This window comes from Usitatibacter palustris (assembly GCF_013003985.1).
GTDB lineage: Bacteria > Pseudomonadota > Gammaproteobacteria > Burkholderiales > Usitatibacteraceae > Usitatibacter > Usitatibacter palustris.
The window spans coordinates 604,197-622,056 of record NZ_CP053073.1; the positions used below are offsets into that span (position 1 = coordinate 604,197).

A 17,860-nucleotide genomic window follows, 5' to 3' on the forward strand; every position below is an offset into this window, starting at 1 on the left:
ACGAACCGGTACCTGGAGAAAGCAACATGGCTTGCAAGTGGCATCGAATCATCCTGTTTCGCGTCGTCCTCGCCCTGATCGGAACGGGACAGGCGATCGCGGAGACGGACCCCGCGGACAAGGTCGCCTCGGGCTTCGCGGATCTCGCGGGCTCGAAGGAAAACGCCGTGGCCATCGTGCGCGGCATGAATGCCGGCAAGGTGATTGCGCTTCGCGGCCCTTCGGAGAGTGGCGCGACCCAGGTCGTCGCATTCAACCTCGCCGAGGGACCGCTCACCTTCAGCGAGATTGAGGCCACGTTCTCGCGCGTGCGCACGCGCTTCACGAAGCAGGGCGTCACGCAACCTACGGTCGAACAGCTGCAGGCGGCGTTGGTGCCGGGAATTTCCGAATCGCCGCGCATCGCCTCCGCGGCCAGCAACGGAATGCCGCGAGTCGTTTCGGGGCCTGGCGCCATCCAGCTCGCGTCCGGCGAGCAACCCGAGCTTGTCGCGAGCGCGTGGGGTCGCTACCGGCCGACGGAGCGGCCCTCGCGCAGCTTCGAGAAATTCCCGGGAATCAGTTAGCCGTCGCGGCCGCGAGCCGCTCCCACTCTTCCGGGTAGATGTGGGCGACGACTCTCCAGTCGGCGCCCGTGGCTTCGACCACCATCGCCGCGCCTTCCTCGAGCTTCGGCGCCTTGTCGAAGCCGTGCGACGGCTCGTGGCCCATCACCAGGCGCAGCGTGCCCGCGGCCGGTGGCGTGGCGAGGATCTTCCCGAGCTCGGTGAAATCGAGTTTTCCCGCCTGCGCGCCCGCCATGCCGGCCACGGCGGGCGCGAGCTGAACACGGCCTGCGATCAGCATCGCGGTGTCCCTCGTGCGGCAGTAGGGGCTGGCGATCACTTCGCCCACGGGCAGCGCCAGCGTCTTGATGGCCGCGCCGGTCTTGCGTGATTGTTCGCGCCCCTCGTCCTTCAGGTTGCGCTGCGTGGCGCAGTTCTCCAGCACGACATTGCGATCGCGTTGATCGCGATCGGTGATGCCGTGGCGGAAGTAGAGCGTGTAGCCGCCTTGCCTGAGCGCTTTCACGAGCGCCGCGCCCTCGAGCGTTGCTGGCCCGCTCGCAGCGGCGCAAAACGCTGCCGCAGTGCACAACAGCGCGATGGTGCGGTGCAGCATCAAATTTCTCCTCGCAGGTCGTTCGTCCAGGCCCGGACACTCTACCGCCGGAATCTCTTGTGAAACTACATTCACAACATTTCGTATCTCATTGAAAACATGAGGATTCGAAAACCTCAAAAGGGCCTCAAAAAGATCGCCTAAGCCCTTGTCGCACAAGAACAAATTCCTTATTCGCCCCCTTGACTCCCCTGTATCGGGTCCGTAGAGTGTGCAGAAGTGGGAAAAAGTAGGATTTCATGGATATTCGGTTTCTACACCGGTTCGTGAAGCCTCGAAATGGGGGAGCAGGGTGTTTCAGGGAGCATCGCAACTCAACCTCGACGCGAAGGGCCGCATGGCGGTGCCTACGCGCGTGCGCGACCCGCTCACGGCGGGCGGAACGGTGGGCGTCGTACTCACCGCGCACCCCGACGGTTGTCTCCTGCTGTACCCCGCCCCGGGTTGGGACCCGGTGCGCGCGCAAGTGATGGCATTCCCGAGCACCAACGCCCAGGCAAGCCTCTGGAAGCGAGTGCTCATCGGCTTTGCGGAAGACCTCGCCCTCGACGGCGCGGGACGCCTGCTGGTTTCCCCGGAACTGCGGACCTTCGCGCATATCGAGCGGCGCGTGATGTTCGTGGGCCAGGGCAGCCACTTCGAAATCTGGGACCTCGAGGGCTGGAACGCGCAGCTCGAGAGGTTGAGGTCCGGGGGCAACCCGCAGTTGCCGCCGGGCATGGAGAACTTCTCCCTGTGAGTCGGCGTTTTTCCTACCCCGACTCCGCACCCCCAGGTGTCCCCGTCTTTCCACCCCGTGAGTGAGGCTGCCCATGTCCCGGTCCTTGTCGAAGAAGCCCTTGCCGCTCTCGAAGTCCGCGAAGACGGTACCTACGTCGATGGCACCTTTGGTCGCGGCGGGCACAGCGCGGCCATCCTCGCCCGTCTCGGTGTTCGCGGAAGACTTTTCGCTCTTGATCAGGACCCCGAGGCGCATTCGCATCGCGCGCTCGAAGATCCGCGTCTTGAGCTGATCCACGCGAGGTTCTCCACGATGAAAGCCGCGCTCGCCGCGAGAAACATCAACCGCGTGGCGGGCGTGCTGCTCGACCTGGGCGTCTCGTCGCCCCAACTGGACCAAGCCGAGCGCGGTTTCAGCTTCTCGCGCGATGGTCCGCTCGACATGCGCATGGATACCACCCGCGGCGAAACCGCCGCCGAGTGGATCGCTCGCGCCACAGAACAAGAACTCAGGGAGGTGATCGCGCACTATGGGGAAGAACGGTTTGCTCAAGCAGTTGCAAGAACGATTGTTGCGGCAAGGGGTGTCGAGCCTCTCACCCGCACACGGCAACTTGCCGAGGTCGTGGGTCGTGCGGTTCGCACGCGCGAGCCGGGGCAGCACCCGGCAACGCGGACCTTTCAAGCTCTTCGGATTTTCATCAATCAGGAGCTTGAAGAGCTGGAGGTAACGCTCCCGCAGGCCGCCGATCTCCTCGAGACCGGCGGAAGGCTCGCCGTCATCAGCTTCCACTCGCTCGAAGACCGGATCGTGAAGCACTTCCTTCGCGATCGCTCGACCGCCGACAAGCTCCCGAAGGGCTTGCCTGTGCGCGCCGCCGACATTCCGCCGCCGCCGCTGAAGCTCGTCGGCCGCGCGATCCGTGCTTCCGAGGAGGAAGTCCGCCGCAACCCCCGGGCCCGCAGCGCCGTGCTGCGCGTGGCCGAGAAGCTTCACTGAGACGGTGCGCATGAGCCTGCTCCTGCTCGTCCTGCTGGTGGCCTGCGCCCTGGGAACCATCACCGCGCAGCATCGCGCCCGGAAATCGTTCGTCGAGCTCGAGGCCGAGCAGGTCGCGGCCAAGAAGCTCGAGGAAGAGTTCACGCAGCTGCAGCTCGAGCAAAGCACGTGGTCCACGCACAAGCGCGTGGAGGCGGTCGCTTCGAAGCAGCTCGGCATGAAGGCCCCGGATGCGGCGAGCACGATGATCGTGTCGCCCGAAGCGAAGGCGCCATGAAATTCGAGAAGCGCGCGCCGCAGCTGCGACTCAAGCTCGAGGGCTGGCGCTCACGCGTCGTGCTCGGGCTGGCGACCCTGGGCTTCCTCGTGCTCGCCGGCCGCGCCGTCTACCTGCAGGGCATGAACCAGCAGTTCCTCCAGGCCAAGGGCGAAGCGCGCTACGGCCGCGTGGTCGAGATGCCCGCTTCGCGCGGTCCCGTGCTCGACAGGAACGGGCAGATGCTCGCGCTCTCCACGCCGGTCGAGTCGATCTGCGTGACGCCCGACGACTGGGAGGCCGACGACGCTGCCGTGAAGCGCCTCGCCGCGGCACTCGGGATGGACGCGGGCGAGATTCGCCAGAAAATTGCCAACAAGGATCGCCAGTTCGTCTTCCTCAAGCGCCAGATCGCGCCCGAACAGGCGGCCAAGGTGATGGCGTTGCATGTGCCGGGCGTGTTCCTGCAGCGCGAGTACCGCCGCTTCTACCCGGCGGGCGAGGTGATGGCGCACGTGGTGGGCTTCACCGGCATCGACGACAACGGGCAGGAAGGCATCGAGCTCGCGCAGCAGAAGCGCCTCGCCGGCGTGGCCGGCAGCCGCAAGGTGATCAAGGATCGCAAGGGCAACATCGTGGAAGACGTGGCAAGCCTGCGGGTCCCGCGCGATGGCGAGGCGGTGACGCTCGCGATCGACCAGCGCCTGCAGTTCCTCGCGCACCGCGAGCTGCGCAACGCCGTCGCGGCCAATGGCGCGCGCGCCGGCTCCATCGTGATCCTCGACGCGAAGACGGGCGAGGTGATGGCGCTCGTGAACATGCCCGACTACAACCCGAACAACCGCGCCAACGTCACCGGCAAGCAGACGCGCAACCGCTCGGTGACCGACCTCTTCGAGCCGGGCTCGACGTTGAAGCCCTTCACCGTCGCCGCCGCGCTCGACTCGGGCCTCGTGAAGCCCGACACGCTCATCCAGACGGCACCCGGTTCGATGGCGATCGGCGGCTGGACGATCAGCGACTCGCATCCGTTCGGCGTGCTCTCGGTCGCGCAGGTGATCCAGAAATCCTCGAACGTCGGCACCGCGAAGATCCAGCTCTCGATGACGGCCGAGCGCATGGGCACGCTCTACCGCGAGCTCGGTTTCGGCGCCGTGCCCGCCACCGGCTTCCCGGGCGAAGCGAAGGGACTGCTGCGACCCTGGACGCAATGGCGCCCGATCGAGCAGGCGACGATGTCGTACGGCCACGGCATTTCGGTTTCGCTGCTGCAGGTCGCGCGCGCCTACACCGTGTTCACGAACGAAGGCCAGCTGCTGCCGCTCGCACTCCTGAAGCGCGAAGCGCGTCCCATCGGCAAGCCGCTGTTCACGAAGGACACCACGCGCGAGATCGTGCGCATGATGGAAATGGCGGTCTCGCCCGGCGGCACCGCGCCGCGCGCGGCGGTGCCCGGTTACCGCGTCGGCGGCAAGACCGGCACGGCGCACAAGGCCGAGGCCGGCGGCTATGCCGAGCACAAGTACGTTTCCTCGTTCGTGGGCTTCGCGCCCGTGAGCAACCCGCGCTTCATCGTCGCGGTGATGATCGACGAGCCCTCGGGCACGAAGTACTACGGCGGCGACATTGGCGCCCCCGTCTTCTCGACGGTCATGGGCGCGGCCCTGCGAATGATGAGTGTCCCGCCCGATGCGCCGGGAATCCCGGGCGCACCCGGAACGATCAACGCGCAGGCGCGCGACACACGAGGCGAAGGATGATCTGCGCCGCCGAATTCGCGCCCGCCGAGGAAGTGCAAATCCTCGACCACCTCGCCCAGCTCGGCGTGCCGCTCATCGACCTCACGGCCGATTCGCGCGCCGTGAAGATGGGCTCGGTCTTCGTGGCGTACCCGGGCACGACGCGCGACGGCCGGGCCTTCATCACCGAGGCGATCGCCAAGGGTGCGGCCGCGGTGATCTGGGAGCGCTGCGGCTTCGACTGGGACGAGCGCTGGGAAGTACCCAACCTCGGTGTGGCCAACCTGCGCCACCGCATTTCGGAGATCGCGAGCCACGTGAACGGCGATCCATCCGCGCACCTGTGGATGGTCGGCGTCACCGGCACCAACGGAAAGACGAGTGTGGCGCAGTGGATCGCGCGCGCCCACGACTCGCTCGGTCGCCGCGCCGCGGTGCTCGGCACGCTCGGCAACGGACTCGTGGGTGAAGTCTCGGAAGCGAAGAACACGACGCCCGACGCGATCGTGCTGCAACGCCTGCTCGCCGATTACCTCAAGCGCGGCGCGCGCGTGGCGGCAATGGAAGTCTCGAGCCATGGTCTTCATCAGGGACGCGTAGCCGGCACCCGGTTCGACGTCGCGGTGTTCACCAATCTCACGCGCGACCACCTCGACTACCACGGCACGATGGAGGACTACGCCGAGGCGAAGTTCCAGGCCTTCGCGCTGCGCGGCCTGAAGTCCGCGGTGGTGAATGTGGACGATGCGTGGGGCGCGCGCTTCGCGGCCCGCCTCGCCGGTGGCCCGCTCGCGTTGGTCACCTACGGCGCTTCGCCCAATGCGCTGGTGCGGGCGAGCCAGGTCGCGATGTCGGAGGCCGGCGTGCGCTTTCGCGTCGATTCGCCCTGGGGCTCGGCCACGGTTGCCGCGCCTGTGCTCGGCGCCTTCAACGTGGACAACCTGCTCGCCGTTCTCGGCGCGCTGCTCACGGCCGGCATTGCTTTCCAGGACGCCGTGGGTGCGATCGCGAAACTCGCGCCCGTGCCCGGGCGCCTCGAGCGCTTCGGTGGCGGGAGCCGTCCGCTGGTCGTGGTCGACTACGCGCACACGCCCGATGCGCTCGAGAAAGCGCTCGCGGCCCTGCGGCCTGCCGTGGCCGCGGGCCACAAACTCATTTGCGTGTTCGGATGCGGCGGCGATCGCGATCCGGGCAAGCGACCCTTGATGGGTGCCGCCGCGGTTCGCCTCGCCGATCGCGTCGTCGTCACCAGCGACAACCCGCGCAACGAAGATCCGCTGCAGATCATCGAGCAGGTGCTCTCGGGCATTCCCGCGGGCCGCGCTGAAGCAATCTCCGAGCGCCAGGTCGCGATCTTCGATGCGATCCACAACGCGCGCGCGGGCGACGTCGTGCTGCTCGCGGGCAAGGGCCACGAGACCTACCAGGAAATCTGCGGCGTGCGCCACGCGTTCAGTGACGCCGAAGTGGCCGGTGCCGCGCTTGCCGAGGTTCGCACGTGATGGGCATCGCCGAAGCCGCCAACGCCGTGGGCGGCACCCTCCAGGGCGCGCCGGTGGCGTTCACGGGCGTGTCCACCGACAGCCGCACCGTGGGCGCGGGCGAGCTCTTCATCGCGCTCACCGGCGAGAACTTCGACGGCCACGACTACGTGCAGGCCAGTGCCACGCGCGGAGCGGCCGCGGCGCTCGTCTCGCGCCCGATGGAAGTCGCGATTCCCCAGGTGATCGTCGAGGACACCAAGCTCGCCCTCGGGCGCCTTGCCGCAGCCTGGCGCGCGCGCTTCACGCTGCCGCTCGTCGCACTCACCGGCAGCAATGGCAAGACGACCGTCAAGGAAATGCTCGCCGCGATCCTCGCGCGCCACGGCGGCCGCGAGGGCGTGCTTGCGACGGAGGGAAACCTCAACAACGACATCGGCATGCCGCTCACGCTGCTGAAGCTGCGCGAGTCGCACTACTTCGCCGTGATCGAAATGGGCATGAACCACGCGGGCGAGATCGATTACCTCACGCACATCGCCCAGCCCACGGTCGCGCTCGTCACCAATGCGCATCGCGCGCACGTGGGGATGCTCGGCAGCGTCGAGGCGATCGCGCAGGCGAAGGGCGAAATCTATTCCGGCCTCAAGACGGGCGGCACCGCGATCGTGAACGGCGACGACGCCTTCGCGAGCCTGTGGATGTCGCTCAACCCCGATCGGCGCGTGCTCACCTTCGGCATGAAGGAGGGCGTGGACGTGCGCGGCATCCTGGGTGACGGGCAGTTGCGCATCATCACGCCCACCGATGCATTCGCGGTCTCGCTGCAGGTCGCGGGCGAGCACAACGCGCGCAATGCGATCGCGGCGTGCGCCGCCGCGTGCGCGCTCGAGATCGCGCCGCATGCGATCCAGGCGGGACTCAACGGTTTCGCGGGCGTGCCCGGCCGCCTGCAGAAGCGCGCCGCCACGACGGGCGCCACGCTCGTCGACGACAGCTACAACGCGAACCCCGAATCGATGAAGGCCGCGCTCAAGGTGCTGGCCCTCGCACCTGCGCCGCGCGTCTTCGTGATGGGCGACATGGGCGAGTTGGGCGATGCCACGGCGCAGATGCACGCCGAAGTGGGCGCCTTCGCGAAGGGCGTGGGCATCGATCGGTTGCTGGCACTCGGCGAAGCGAGCCTGCACGCGGTCGAGGCCTTCGGCGCCGGCGCCGAGCACTTCACCGATTTCGAGGCCCTCGCCGCACGCGTGGAAAGCGCGGCGACGCCCAACGCAACGATCCTGATCAAAGGCTCGCGATTCATGCGCATGGAACGCATCGCCGACCGACTCGCGCAACCGGGAGGCCGCAATGCTGCTTGAGCTGGCCCAATGGCTCTCGATCGACATCCGCGCGTTCAACGTCTTCCAGTACATCACGCTGCGCGTGGTGCTCGCTGCGCTCACGGCGCTCGCGATCAGCTTCATCATCGGTCCGGCGATGATCCGCAAGCTCACGGCCTACAAGATCGGCCAGGCGGTGCGCGACGACGGCCCGCAGACGCACCTCATCAAGACGGGCACGCCGACGATGGGCGGCGCGCTGATCCTCGTGTCGGTCGCGGTCACGACGCTGCTCTGGGCCGACCTCGAGAACCGCTACGTGTGGATCTGCCTGCTGGCGACGCTGGGGTTCGGCGGCGTGGGCTGGGTGGACGACTGGCGCAAGGTCGTGCACCGCAATCCGAAGGGGCTCTCGGCGAAGTCGAAGCTCTTCTGGCAGTCGATCATCGCGGCGATCGCGGTGGCGACGCTCGCTTACAGCGCGAAACTGCCGCAGCAGACCGAGCTCATCGTGCCGTTCTTCAAGTCGATCGCGATCCCGCTGGGCACGATCGGCTTCGTCATCCTCGGATTTTTCGTCGTGGTCGGCACATCGAACGCCGTGAACCTTACCGACGGCCTCGACGGCCTCGCGATCATGCCCACCGTGATGATCGCCTCGGCGCTCGCGATCTTCGCCTACGTCACGGGGCACGTCGGCTTCTCGAAGTACCTCGGCTTTCCTTATATAGCGGGCGCGGGCGAGCTCGCGGTGTTCTGCGGCGCGATCGCCGGGGCCGGCCTCGCGTTCCTGTGGTTCAACGCGTATCCCGCGGAAGTGTTCATGGGTGACGTCGGCGCACTGGCGCTGGGCGCTGCACTCGGCATGGTCGCAGTCGTCGTGCGCCAGGAGATCGTGCTTTTCATCATGGGCGGCGTGTTCGTCGTCGAGACGCTCTCCGTGATGATCCAGGTGGCGAGTTTCAAGCTCACCGGCAAGCGCATTTTCCGAATGGCGCCGCTGCACCACCACTACGAATTGAAGGGCTGGAAGGAGAACCAGGTCGTCGTGAGGTTCTGGATCATCACGATGATGCTCGTCCTCTTCGGGCTCTCGACGCTGAAGCTTCGCTAAGGAAAAAAAATCTTGAAACACGGAGGACACAGAGGACACAGAGGAATGGAGGTTGCCCGCGACAGTGCGAGCAATGGGATGAAAGGAGGCGTTGCGTTCCTGAGAGCGACGATGCGCCGCCTTCACGACGACCACCTCCTCTCCTCCGTGTCCTCTGTGACCTCCGTGTTTCAAGATTTTCTCGAGTCTTTCGCGTTCCAGAAATTTATTTCGTTCTCCAACCGCTGGAGGTGAGCCATGTGGACTGGGAAGGCAAGGGCGTTCTCGTTCTCGGACTGGGTGAAACGGGGCTTTCGGGCATTCGCTGGCTGGCGTCGAAAGGCGCGAACCTGCGTGCCGCCGACACGCGCCAAGCGCCTCCAGCGCTGGCAGAGGTCCGCCGCATCGCGCCCGGCGTTCGCATCGACCTCGGACCCTTTGCGCCGTCGCTCCTGGAGGGCGTGGACACGATCCTTGCGAGTCCGGGTCTTGCGCTGCGCGACGCCTTCCTTCGAGACGCGCTGGCACGCGGCGTGGAAGTCGTCGGTGATATCGAAATCTTCGGGCGTGAGCTTGCACGCCACCGAAAGGCCCGGGTGCTCGGAGTGACAGGGACCAACGGCAAGTCGACGGTGACGTCGCTTGCCGATGCCATGTGCCGCGCCGCGGGACGGCGCTCGGTCGCCTGCGGGAACGTGGGCGTGCCGGTGCTCGACTGTCTCGCGACCGCGGAGACGTTCGGCCATCCGGACGTGTACGTGGTCGAGCTCTCGAGCTACCAGCTGGAAACGACGTCGAGCCTCGAGCTCGACGCGGGTGCCGTGCTCAACGTGACGCAGGACCACCTCGACCGCTACGACTCGATGCAGGATTACGCGGCGGCCAAGGCGCGCATCTTCGCCCACTGCAAGACGCGCATCGTCAATCGCGAGGATGCGGTGACGCTCGCGATGGCCGAAGGGCACGAGATGACGTCCACGTTCGGGCTCGATGCGCCGAAGAATGAGCGCGAATGGGGCCTCGATGCCGCGCGCGCGAACCTGATGCGCGGCGACCGCTCGTTGCTGCCGGTGGCCGACGTCGCGATCCCCGGCCTGCACAACGCGGCCAATGCGCTCGCGGCGCACGCGCTGTGCAGCGCGATCGATCTACCCGAAGCGCCGCTCGCCACCGCGATCCGCGCTTTCCGCGGACTGCCGCACCGCGTCGAACTGGTGGCGGAAGCGGGCGGCGTGCGCTTCTACAACGATTCGAAGGGCACGAACGTCGGCGCCGCTGTCGCCGCGCTCGAAGGCTTTACCTCGCCCGTCGTGCTCATCGCCGGCGGCGACGGGAAGCAACAGGATTTCTCGCCGCTCGCGGCCGCCGTGAAGGCGAAGGCGCGCGCGGTCGTGCTGATCGGGCGCGATGCGCCCGCGATCGCGACCGCTCTCGCCGGCACCGGCGTGCCGCTCGTGAACGCGACTTCGATGGAAGACGCGGTGGGCAAGGCGCGCTTCCTCGCCGTCCATGGCGACGCGGTGCTGCTCTCGCCCGCGTGCGCGAGCTTCGACATGTTCCGCAATTACGGTCACCGCGGCGAAGTGTTCGCCGCCGCGGCGCGCGCACTCGTGGGGGCAACGCACTGATGCTCTACCGCGCGCAAACCCGCGACATCGGTGTCGACCTCGGGATGTTCTGGTCGGCGCTGCTGCTCGCGGCCATCGGCCTCGTGATGGTCTACTCGGCCTCGATCGCGATGGCCGAGGCCGAGCGCTTCACGGGTTTCCGTCCGGGGTTCTTCCTTGCGCGCCATTCGATCTACCTGGGCATCGGGCTCGCGGCGGCGATCGCGGTCTTCCGCGTGCCGATGTGGGTGTGGCAACGCGCCTCGCCTTACCTGTTCGTGCTCGGCGTGATCCTGCTCGTGGCCGTGCTCATTCCCGGCGTGGGACGCGAAGTGAACGGCAGCCGCCGCTGGATCTCCTTCGGGTTCGCGACGTTCCAGCCCTCGGAGCTGATGAAGCTCTTCGTCGTGCTCTACGCGGCCGATTACACCGTGCGCAAGGCCGCGTTCATGGACGACTTCCGCAAGGGCTTCCTGCCGATGTTCGCGGTGATGACGCTGGTCGCCGCGATGCTGCTGCGCGAGCCCGACTTCGGCGCGCTCGTGGTGACCACGACGATCGCGATGGGCGTGCTGTTCCTCGGCGGGCTCAACTGGCGGCTGTTTGCCGGCCTCACGGCACTGCTTGCCGCGGCCTTCGTGGTGCTGATCCTTTTCTCGCCCTATCGACTGCAGCGGATCGTGGGCTTCATGGATCCCTGGTCGGATGCCTACGGCAAGGGTTACCAGCTCTCGCATTCGCTGATCGCCTTCGGGCGCGGCGAGTGGCTCGGCGTGGGACTGGGTGCGAGCGTCGAGAAGCTCTTCTATCTTCCGGAAGCGCACACGGATTTCCTGCTCGCGGTAATCGCCGAGGAGCTCGGGTTCGCGGGTGTCGCCGCGGTGATCACGCTCTTCCTTTATCTCGTGCATCGCGCCTTCGCCGCGGGCCGCCAGGCGGCGAGCCTCGAGCGCTATTACGCCGCGCTCGTGGCCCAGGGCATCGGCGTGTGGTTCGCGGCGCAGGCCTTCATCAACATGGGCGTGAACATGGGGTTGCTGCCCACCAAGGGCCTCACGCTCCCCCTGCTCTCGTTCGGCGGCACCGGCATCGTCGTGAACATGGTCGCCGTGGCGTTGTTGCTGCGCGTCGACCACGAGAACCGCTACCTCATGAAGGGAGGCTCGCTGTGAGCGCTCCCGGCAAGCGGACGATCCTCGTCATGGCCGCGGGCACCGGCGGGCACGTGTTCCCCGGTCTCGCGATCGCCGCCGAGCTCGCCGCGCGCGGCTGGGACGTCGCCTGGATGGGCACGCCCAAGGGCATGGAGAACGCGCTGGTCGCGAAGGCCGGCTACCCGATGACGCACGTGAGCATGTCGGGCATCCGCGGCAAGGGACTCCTTTCCTATGTGTTCCTGCCGCTGAAGATCCTCATCGCGTTCTGGCAGGCGACCGTCGCGATCTTCCGCGTGCGCCCGCATGTCGTGCTGTCGATGGGCGGCTACGTCGCGTTTCCCGGCGGCATGATGGCCGTGCTCTGGGGCCGCCCGCTCGTCGTGCACGAACCGGGTGCGGTCGCGGGGATTACCAACCGCGCGCTCGCCCTCGTGGCTGACCGCGTGGTGGTGGGCCTCGAAGGCGCGTTCGATCGCCCGATCGCGCATGCGCTCGCGCGCCACCTCCCGAAGCCTGCGCGCGTCGAGAACCTGGGTACGCCGGTGCGCGCGGAGATCGAAGCCGTGCCGTCGCCCGAGGCGCGCCTCGCGGGCCGTGAAGGCCGGCTGCGCCTGCTCGTGGTCGGTGGCAGCCTCGGCGCGCAGACCATGAACGACCTCGTGCTCGCGACGCTGAAGTCGATGGGCGCCGAAGAACGCCCCGAGGTCGTGCACCAGGCGGGCGCGAAGTTGCACGACGCGCTCTCGACCCAATACCGCGAAGCCGGCGTGGCGGCGGAGGTCGTCCCGTTCATCGACGACATGGCTGCGCGCTACGCGTGGTGCGATGTCCTCATCTGCCGCTCGGGGGCCGTGACGGTCGCCGAGATCGGCACCGCGGGCATTGCCGCGATCCTCTTTCCGCTGCCCTGGTTCGTCGCCGACGAGCAGAAGGCCAACGCGAACTTCCTCGCCGCGAAGGATGCGGGGATCGCGCTCGACCAGCTCGCGACCACGCCCGATTCGCTCGCGACCGTGCTTCGCGGCCTCACGCGCGAGAAGCTGCGCGACACGGCGAGCCGCGCGCGAGCGCTGGGCCGCCCCGGCGCGGCCGCGCATTGCGCCGACCTGTGCGAGGAGCTTGCCCGTGCGGCATAAGGTCAAGCGCGTTCATTTCGTGGGCATCGGCGGCTCGGGCATGTCGGGCATCGCCGAAGTGCTCGGCAACCTCGGCTATACCGTGACGGGATCGGATCTCGCCGATGGCGTGGTCGTGCGGCGCCTGCGCGAGCTGGGCATCAAGGTCGTCACCGGCCACGCGGCGGAGAACGTCGCGCAAGCCGATGCCGTCGTGGTTTCGTCGGCGGTGAAGCCCGACAACCCCGAAGTGCTGCGCGCTCGCGAGATGCATATTCCGATCGTGCCGCGCGCGATGATGCTTGCCGAGCTCATGCGCTTCAAGCAGGGCATCGCGGTGGCGGGCACGCACGGCAAGACCACCACGACCTCGCTCGTCGCCGCGGCGCTGGGCGAAGCCGGGCTCGATCCGACCTGCGTGATCGGCGGGCGACTCAATTCGATCGGTACGAATGCGCGCCTCGGCAAGGGCGAGTTTCTCGTCGCCGAAGCCGACGAGTCCGATGCGTCGTTCCTCTACCTGCAGCCGGTGATCTCGGTGGTGACGAACATCGACGCCGATCACATGGAGACCTACGGCCAGGACTTCGAGCGCCTCAAAGGTGCGTTCGTGGAGTTCCTCGAGCACCTGCCGTTCTACGGGCTTGCTGTGCTGTGCAAGGACGATCCGCACGTCCACTCGATCATGCCGCGGCTCACGAAGCAGATCCTTTCCTACGGCATCCGTTCGGAAGCGGACCTGCGCGCCGAGAACGTGAAGTGGATCGACAACGGACGCATGCAGTTCACGGCGGTGTCGTACATCAACCATTTCAAGCCGCTCGAGGTCACGTTGAATCTCCCGGGCGAGCACTACGTCCTGAACGCGCTCGCGGCGATTGCCGTGGCGCGCGAAGTCGGCTGCCCCGAGGCGGCGATCGCGAAGGCGCTCGCGGAATTCACCGGCGTGGGCCGGCGCTTCCAGCGCTTCGGCGACGTGACGCTGAAGAGCGGCGCGCACTTCACGCTCGTGGACGACTACGGTCATCACCCGGTGGAGATGGCGGCCACCCTCGCGGCCGCGCGCGGCGCGTTTCCCGGCCGGCGCGTGATCCTCGCTTTCCAGCCGCATCGCTATACGCGCACCCGCGACCTCTTCGAGGATTTCGTGCGGGTGCTGTCCACCGTTGATGACCTCGTGCTCGCCGACGTCTACTCGGCGGGAGAAGCGCCGATCGTCGCGGCCGACGGCCGCGCGCTCGCTCGCGCATTACGAGTCGCGGGCAAGGTCGAGCCCACGTTCGTCGAGAACACCAGCGAGATGCGCGAGGCGGTCCTTTCGCGCGTCCAGGACGGCGACGTCGTCCTCACCATGGGCGCGGGTTCCATCGGCGGGCTTGCGCCGGAACTGGCGCTCGCGCAATGAACATGGCCGAAACCTCCTCCTTCCTCCAGGCCCACGCGATGCGCGGGGTCCTGCGCACGGACGAGCCGATGGCCAAGCACGTGAGCTGGCGCGCGGGCGGGCGTGCTCGCGTGTTCTTCCAGCCGTCGGATCTCGAGGACCTGCGCGCCTTTCTGCCGACTCGTCCCGCGGACGAGCCGATCCTCTTCGTGGGATTGGGAAGCAACCTGCTCGTGCGCGACGGTGGTTTCGCCGGCACCGTGGTCCTCACGCATCACGCGCTCACCGGGATCGAGATGACCGGTCCCATGACCTTCACCGCGGGTGCGGGCGTTCCCTCGCCGCATCTCGCGCGCTTTGTCGCGCGCCACGGGGGCGCGGGGGCCGAGTGGCTCGCCGGCGTGCCCGGCACGGTCGGCGGAGCGCTCGCGATGAACGCGGGCTGCTACGGCGGCGAGACGTGGAATCACGTGGTGAATGTGCAGGCGATCGATCGCGGCGGCGCGCTGAAGACGCGTGTGCCTTCGGAGTACGAGATCGGCTACCGGCACATGCACCTGCGCGAGGGGCACGAGGAGTGGTTCGTCGCCGCGACGTTCGCATTCCATCCGGGCGAGGAGGCGCAGTCGATGGCGACGATCAAGTCGCTGCTCGCGCGCCGCGTCGCTTCGCAGCCGCTCAACGAACCCAACGCCGGGAGCGTGTTCCGCAATCCCGTCGGCGACCACGCCGCGCGGCTGATCGAAGCCGCGGGCCTCAAGGGCCACACGATCGGTGGCGCCCAGGTCTCGACCAAGCATTCGAATTTCATCATCAACACGGGCAAGGCGACGGCGGCCGACATCGAGACGCTGATCGACCATGTGCAGGCGACCGTGCTCGCCGCGAGCGGCATCGAGCTCGTTCGCGAAGTCCGCATCATTGGAGATCGCGCATGAGCGCGCGCGATTTCGGCAAGGTCGCCGTCCTCATGGGCGGACCGTCGGCGGAACGCGAGATCTCGCTCATCTCCGGCAAGGCCGTGCTAGGGGCATTGCAGGAGAAACGCGTGGACGCGCATGCCTTCGATCCGGCCGAGCGCGAGCTCTTCGACCTGAAGCGCGAAGGCTTCAAGTCCGTCTTCATCGCGTTGCACGGCCGCTTCGGCGAGGACGGCACCGTGCAGGGCGCGCTCGAGACGCTGCGCGTGCCCTACACCGGCAGCGGCGTGATGGGCTCGGCGATCTCGATGGACAAGTGGCGCACGAAACTCGTGTGGCTCGCCGCCGGCATCCCCACGCCGAAGTTCGTGATGCTGAAGGCCTCGAGCGACTGGGACCGCGTCGTGGCCGTTCTCGGCCTGCCGCTGATCGTGAAGCCGGTGCACGAAGGTTCGACGATCGGGCTCACGAAGGTGAGCCGCGCCGCCGACCTTCCCGCCGCGTACCAGCTCGCCGCGAAGTACGACGCGCTCGTGATCGCCGAGGAATTCATCGCCGGCCAGGAGCTCACGGCCGCGATCCTGCACGACGGCCCGACGGCCACCGATCGCGCGCTGCCGCTCGTGCGCATCGAGGCGCCGCAGGGCAACTACGATTACCAGAACAAGTACTTCACCGACGACACGCGCTACTACTGTCCGTCGGGGATCCGCGCGGAAGTCGAGGACGAGATCCGCGAAGTCGCCGTGCGCAGCTTCCGCGTGCTCGGGTGCCGCGGCTGGGGCCGCGCCGACGTGATGCTGCGCCCCGATGGCACGTACTCCTTCCTCGAGATGAACACGTCGCCGGGAATGACTGGGCACAGCCTCGTGCCGATGGCGGCGAAGGCGACGGGCCTTTCGTACGCGGATCTCTGCGTCGAGATTCTCGCGGGCGCGTCGCTCGATTCGGGAGCGCGGCAATGAATCTCCTCGCGCGCGTCGTATTGGGCACCGTGGCGGTCGCCGGACTCGCGGGCGCGGCCTGGTATGGCTACGACGCGACGGCGAAGCAGCCGATCGGCGTCGTGCAGTTCACCGGCGAGACCGCGCGCATCGATCGCGCCGATCTCGATCGCCTCGCCGAAAGCGTGCGCGGCATGCCCGCCGGCGCCGCGACACTCGCCGCCGTTCGTGAAGCCGCCCGCCGCATGCCGTGGGTGCGCGACGCGACCGTGCGCCGCCGCTTTCCCGACGCCGTCGAAGTCACGATCGAGGCCCACGTCCCGCTCGCGCGCTGGACCGAGGGAATGCTCGTGAGCACGCAAGGCGAAGTGTTCCAGGGCGATACCAAGGACGAGCTGCCGATCTTCAGCGGACCGGAGGGCAGCGCGCTCGAGATGGCGCGCGAGTACCCCGCGATCCGCAAGGCGCTCGAGCCCGTCGGCATCAAGCTCACCGAACTCAAGCGCTCGCCGCGCGGCGCCTGGCAGGCGGTGCTCGCCTCGGGCCTCGTGCTCGAGCTCGGGCGCACCGACATGGTCGCGCGCCTCGAGCGCTTCGCCACCGCCTGGCCGCGCGTGGCCGCGCAGGAGCCCGCGGCGCGCTACGCCGATCTTCGCTATCCCAACGGCTTCGCCCTGCGTCGCACGAAATCATGATCCCCAACCGTCCCCGCGAACAACGCAACCTCCTCGTCGCCCTCGACATCGGCACCTCGAAGATCGTGACGCTGGTCTCCGAGATCACGCCCGAGGGCCATCTCAACCTCATCGGCATGGGGAGCCATCCTTCGCGCGGGCTGCGCAAGGGTGTCGTCGTCAACATCGAATCGACCGTCAACGCCATCCAGCGCTCGCTCGAGGAAGCCGAGCTGATGGCCGACGTGAAGATCAAGGAAGTGCTCACGGGCATCGCCGGCAGCCACATCAAGAGCTTCAACTCGCACGGCATGGTCGCGATCAAGGACAAGGAAGTGCAGCCCTACGACATCGACCGCGTGATCGAGACCGCGCGCGCGGTGAACATCCCGATGGAGCAGCAGGTCCTGCACATCCTCGAGCAGGAATTCATCATCGACGGGCAGGGCGGCGTGCGCCAGCCGCTGGGCATGAGCGGCATGCGCCTCGAAGTGAAGGTGCACATCGTCACGGGTGCCGTCTCCGCCGCGCAGAACATCATGAAGTGCGTGCGCCGCTGCGGGCTCGAGGTGAAGGACCTGATGCTGCAGCCCCTCGCGTCAGCCGACGCGGTGCTCCTCGACGACGAGCGCGATCTCGGCGTGTGCCTCGTGGACGTGGGCGGCGGCACGACCGACATCGCGGTCTTCACCGAAGGCGCGATCAAGCACACCTCGGTGATTCCGATCGCGGGCGACCAGATCACCAACGACATCGCGATGGCGCTGCGCACGCCGACCAAGGACGCGGAGGAGCTGAAGATCGCGCACGGCGTGGCGTTGCGGCAGCTCGCGAGCACCACCGAGATGATCGAAGTGCCGGGCGTGGGCGACCGCGGCCCGCGCGAGCTCTCGCGCCAGACGCTCGCCGAAGTGATCGAGCCGCGCGTCGAGGAGCTCTATTCGCTGATCCAGCGCGAGCTGCGCTCCTGCGGCCTCGAGGAGCTGCTCTCGTCGGGAATCGTGCTGACGGGCGGTTCCTCGCTAATGAAGGGAATGGTGGAACTCGGTGAAGAGGTGTTCCACATGCCGGTTCGGGTCGGCGTGCCGCACTACAGCGGCGCGCTCGCCGAAGTGGTTCGCAATCCCCGATATGCCACGGGCGTGGGCCTGTTGATGGCGGGCCTCGACCAGGTGAAGCGGGAGCAACACGCGCGCATGCAAGGCGCGGGCTTCAAGGATGCGATGGAAAAGATGAAGAGCTGGTTCAAGGGAAATTTCTAAAATCAGAAAGGAGACGGCA

The 17,860-nt window shown here is 67.5% G+C and carries 17 protein-coding genes; 16 read left to right on the top strand and 1 reads right to left on the bottom strand.

Going from position 1 to position 17,860, the window contains the following annotated elements; translation table 11 throughout:
- Window positions 1-26: 26 nt before the first annotated feature.
- A complete protein-coding gene (locus DSM104440_RS03285) occupies window positions 27-566 on the top strand; it encodes a hypothetical protein (protein ID WP_171160583.1) in 540 nt (179 codons plus the stop codon).
- Here DSM104440_RS03285 and DSM104440_RS03290 read toward each other — a convergent pair.
- Entirely contained in the window at window positions 559-1,161 is a 603-nt protein-coding gene (locus tag DSM104440_RS03290) for a histidine phosphatase family protein (protein WP_171160584.1), read from the bottom strand. The genes DSM104440_RS03285 and DSM104440_RS03290 overlap by 8 nt on opposite strands.
- A gap of 337 nt (window positions 1,162-1,498) precedes the next feature.
- Between DSM104440_RS03290 and DSM104440_RS03295 the strand changes: the two genes are divergently transcribed.
- From DSM104440_RS03295 to ftsA, 15 genes are all read left to right on the top strand, one after another.
- Window positions 1,499-1,900 (top strand): division/cell wall cluster transcriptional repressor MraZ, encoded by a 402-nt coding sequence (locus DSM104440_RS03295; RefSeq protein WP_425509649.1) that lies wholly within the window; start codon window positions 1,499-1,501, stop codon window positions 1,898-1,900.
- Between the two features lie 57 nt (window positions 1,901-1,957).
- A complete protein-coding gene (rsmH, locus tag DSM104440_RS03300; protein ID WP_171160586.1) occupies window positions 1,958-2,881 on the top strand; it encodes a 16S rRNA (cytosine(1402)-N(4))-methyltransferase RsmH in 924 nt (307 codons plus the stop codon).
- Window positions 2,882-2,891: 10 nt separating this feature from the next.
- Window positions 2,892-3,158, top strand: coding sequence for a cell division protein FtsL (gene ftsL / locus DSM104440_RS03305; protein WP_171160587.1), 267 nt, complete (start codon window positions 2,892-2,894; stop codon window positions 3,156-3,158).
- On the top strand, window positions 3,155-4,897 hold the full coding sequence (locus tag DSM104440_RS03310; protein WP_171160588.1) for a peptidoglycan D,D-transpeptidase FtsI family protein: 1,743 nt from the start codon (window positions 3,155-3,157) through the stop codon (window positions 4,895-4,897). Before ftsL ends, DSM104440_RS03310 begins: the two co-directional genes overlap by 4 nt.
- On the top strand, window positions 4,894-6,378 hold the full coding sequence (locus tag DSM104440_RS03315) for a UDP-N-acetylmuramoyl-L-alanyl-D-glutamate--2,6-diaminopimelate ligase (RefSeq protein WP_171160589.1): 1,485 nt from the start codon (window positions 4,894-4,896) through the stop codon (window positions 6,376-6,378). The genes DSM104440_RS03310 and DSM104440_RS03315 overlap by 4 nt, the downstream gene beginning before the upstream one ends.
- On the top strand, window positions 6,378-7,724 hold the full coding sequence (locus tag DSM104440_RS03320; protein ID WP_212758190.1) for a UDP-N-acetylmuramoyl-tripeptide--D-alanyl-D-alanine ligase: 1,347 nt from the start codon (window positions 6,378-6,380) through the stop codon (window positions 7,722-7,724). Before DSM104440_RS03315 ends, DSM104440_RS03320 begins: the two co-directional genes overlap by 1 nt.
- Window positions 7,714-8,799 carry a phospho-N-acetylmuramoyl-pentapeptide-transferase gene (mraY, locus tag DSM104440_RS03325; RefSeq protein WP_171160591.1) on the top strand — a complete coding sequence of 362 codons (1,086 nt, stop codon included), beginning with the start codon at window positions 7,714-7,716 and terminating at the stop codon, window positions 8,797-8,799. Before DSM104440_RS03320 ends, mraY begins: the two co-directional genes overlap by 11 nt.
- Before the next feature lie 230 nt (window positions 8,800-9,029).
- Window positions 9,030-10,406, top strand: coding sequence for a UDP-N-acetylmuramoyl-L-alanine--D-glutamate ligase (gene murD / locus DSM104440_RS03330; RefSeq protein WP_343034105.1), 1,377 nt, complete (start codon window positions 9,030-9,032; stop codon window positions 10,404-10,406).
- A complete protein-coding gene (gene ftsW, locus DSM104440_RS03335) occupies window positions 10,406-11,557 on the top strand; it encodes a putative lipid II flippase FtsW (protein WP_171160592.1) in 1,152 nt (383 codons plus the stop codon). Before murD ends, ftsW begins: the two co-directional genes overlap by 1 nt.
- The gene (gene murG, locus DSM104440_RS03340) at window positions 11,554-12,678 is read left to right on the top strand and encodes an undecaprenyldiphospho-muramoylpentapeptide beta-N-acetylglucosaminyltransferase (protein WP_246212085.1); all 1,125 of its coding nucleotides are present in this window, start codon (window positions 11,554-11,556) and stop codon (window positions 12,676-12,678) included. Before ftsW ends, murG begins: the two co-directional genes overlap by 4 nt.
- Window positions 12,668-14,062, top strand: a complete 1,395-nt coding sequence (murC, locus tag DSM104440_RS03345) for a UDP-N-acetylmuramate--L-alanine ligase (protein WP_171160593.1) — start codon at window positions 12,668-12,670, stop codon at window positions 14,060-14,062. Before murG ends, murC begins: the two co-directional genes overlap by 11 nt.
- Complete coding sequence (murB, locus tag DSM104440_RS03350) at window positions 14,059-14,979, top strand: UDP-N-acetylmuramate dehydrogenase (protein WP_171160594.1); 921 nt, start codon at window positions 14,059-14,061, stop codon at window positions 14,977-14,979. The genes murC and murB overlap by 4 nt, the downstream gene beginning before the upstream one ends.
- Window positions 14,976-15,926, top strand: a complete 951-nt coding sequence (locus DSM104440_RS03355; RefSeq protein ID WP_171160595.1) for a D-alanine--D-alanine ligase — start codon at window positions 14,976-14,978, stop codon at window positions 15,924-15,926. The genes murB and DSM104440_RS03355 overlap by 4 nt, the downstream gene beginning before the upstream one ends.
- A complete protein-coding gene (locus tag DSM104440_RS03360; protein WP_171160596.1) occupies window positions 15,923-16,600 on the top strand; it encodes a cell division protein FtsQ/DivIB in 678 nt (225 codons plus the stop codon). Before DSM104440_RS03355 ends, DSM104440_RS03360 begins: the two co-directional genes overlap by 4 nt.
- Window positions 16,597-17,841 carry a cell division protein FtsA gene (gene ftsA / locus DSM104440_RS03365; RefSeq protein WP_171160597.1) on the top strand — a complete coding sequence of 415 codons (1,245 nt, stop codon included), beginning with the start codon at window positions 16,597-16,599 and terminating at the stop codon, window positions 17,839-17,841. The genes DSM104440_RS03360 and ftsA overlap by 4 nt, the downstream gene beginning before the upstream one ends.
- Window positions 17,842-17,860 lie beyond the last annotated feature (19 nt).